We start from the raw sequence: 2256 nt of genomic DNA, 5'->3' as shown, positions 1-2256 counted from the left end.
CCTTTGCGTATGTTACCCAGCCGAGCCGGGATCATATTCGTGAGACCCTAACACCATTGTATACTATGTATGGAACAATGGTGTCGATGGGGGGAGGTCAAGCTGGTTATACAAGAGGTTGGATAGGGTTTGCAAAAGGTGTTGAGGTCATAGAAGATGCAATTAATACTGTTGAAGAAGTTAAGGTCATTGAAAATGTTCATTCATTTGCAGCGAAGGGGGGAGGACGTGTTTTTACGCAAACTGAGAAGGACGGAGATTTGTTATTCTACTCAACAAAAATTGGAGATGATATAATTGAATTCGGAGGGAATTTTTCAAAATCTAATGGGACTCTAACAATTAAAAATTTTGACATTGATGGTGCTTTGACAAATAAATTAGGAATAAGAGGAATTAAATCTGTTATTACTGACTTTGGAAAACAGCAAGGTGTCAATCAGGTTATTATTCAGGGAGCAAAAAGAACTACAGGTGCAAGTCCTGGAAAAATACCTTCTCAATTAATATTTAAAATTAACTAAAAATGGTAAAAATAATATTTGAAAGTTGGGATGTTGGTATGAGGAAAATTCCATTCACGAAGCTATTAAATGAGAAAGCAGGGTTGACTTTACAAGAAGCAAAAAATCTAAAAGATAGATTAGTTGACAATAACGAAATTATAGAAGTCGAAATTGACGATGAAATCTTGGCAAAGCAGATTTTAGAAGATGCTCAAAAATTAAAAGTGAATGGAAGATTAGAGAGCCAATAACAAACCTAACAGCAAAAGGTAATTTACCTGCTTGGGGTACTATAAGACAAAGATTTTGGAAAAATGAGGCTCTGCTTAATAGCTGGATATTTCAGTCCTTTAGATCACCGGTTTTCGTCGCGGATTGACCACCTTAATTGAAATTAGAAATAGCTGATACAATAGCTTTAAGGCAGCTGGAACAAATTTTTAGGTGGTCAAATTTGTTCGAAATAACTGATCAGTGATTTTCGAAATCGTATGGTCGAGGCTTCCGAAATCTCCACACTTATTAAGAAAGGAGTTGATGCGAAGTTGATATATGCATTTGTGAGGAATGCCACCAGGGCGGAGCATCTTAGAAAGTTAGGTGTGAACATTGTTTTCGGCGATTACAATAATTACAGTTCTATGGCGAACGCATTTTTTGGAATTGACAAGCTGCTATTTGTCTCAAGTGGTGAGATGGTCAACCGGAGCGAACAACATCTACAGGTTATAAGGGCGGCAAGAAAGGCGGGGGTGAAGCATCTCATATATACTAGCCAACTTCATCGGACATATAGCGATAACTCTGCCATTCGTTTTGTCCTTAAGTCACATCTGGTGACCGAAACAAGTATCATGATGAGCGGAATGGACTACACTATCCTGAGGAATGGCGTTTATCTCGATCTAATTCCGATGTTGTTGGGTGACAGGTTTTTAGAAAGCGGCATCATATTCCTCCCAGCAGGACAGGGTAGTATTGCATTCACGCTCCGAAGCGAACTGGCAGAAGTTGCTGCTCACATCCTGCTATCCCAAGGCCATGAGGATAAAATATACGAGCTGGGCGGAAGCGACGTATCTTTTAAAGAAGTTGCGGCAATCCTTTCTGAAATTACCGGCAGGATGATTGTCTATTCAAGTACAGATATAGAAAGTTATATAGATTCAACAATAGCAAGTGGCGTTCCTAAGAAGTATGCGCAAATGCTTGCGGCCTTTGCCCAAGCGGCAAGTGAAAGAGAACTGGAGTGCGGTAGCCCGCATTTGGAAAAGCTATTGGGCAGGAAACCTGCAGCTGTTGCTGGTTTTCTAAGAGAGGTTTATGAGTAGTAATGCGATACTATAGAAATTCATCTGGTGAGTTATCCTGGTAATAATCAGGCTATACGTGCCTTACTTTTTCTGACGAATGAAGTTTACTTAGAAAAGGTCAATCACAGCTGTTCGAAAAATGGCTTTCTTACATAATCGAATTCTTAACTTTTAAATACGTTATTTTTTTGGAATGGTCCTTAGAATCATCTGTCTTTGCATCACTTGGCAGACCCATGTCTTTCAAAATAATATTCTTAATTAGGAGCTCTATTATTGCCGATTATCAACCAGAGCATATTGCTCGCGATTAATCATAAGTTTTAGGCATTGAAGGACAAAGGGCAATTATCAACCGGAACAAGCTGCCCGGAGGTTTTGCGGATGTACAGTACAATGCGGACTATTACCCCTATGGTATGGAAGCCCGTTCGGCG

Annotated in this window: 3 protein-coding genes; all 3 read left to right on the top strand. The window is 39.5% G+C overall.

Going from position 1 to position 2256, the window contains the following annotated elements; genetic code table 11:
* On the top strand, nucleotides 1-524 hold a 524-nt coding region (locus tag D7322_RS28240; RefSeq protein WP_220700199.1), incomplete at its 5' end, for a hypothetical protein.
* A 2-nt stretch (nucleotides 525-526) separates the two neighbouring features.
* Nucleotides 527-757 (top strand): hypothetical protein, encoded by a 231-nt coding sequence (locus D7322_RS28235; RefSeq protein WP_121127504.1) that lies wholly within the window; start codon nucleotides 527-529, stop codon nucleotides 755-757.
* Nucleotides 758-997: 240 nt separating this feature from the next.
* On the top strand, nucleotides 998-1837 hold the full coding sequence (locus tag D7322_RS28230; RefSeq protein ID WP_121127503.1) for an NAD(P)H-binding protein: 840 nt from the start codon (nucleotides 998-1000) through the stop codon (nucleotides 1835-1837).
* Nucleotides 1838-2256: the final 419 nt, after the last annotated feature.

This window comes from Sphingobacterium puteale (genome assembly GCF_003627955.1).
Taxonomy (GTDB): domain Bacteria; phylum Bacteroidota; class Bacteroidia; order Sphingobacteriales; family Sphingobacteriaceae; genus Sphingobacterium; species Sphingobacterium puteale.
This window is presented reverse-complemented; position numbering and strand designations above follow the sequence as displayed.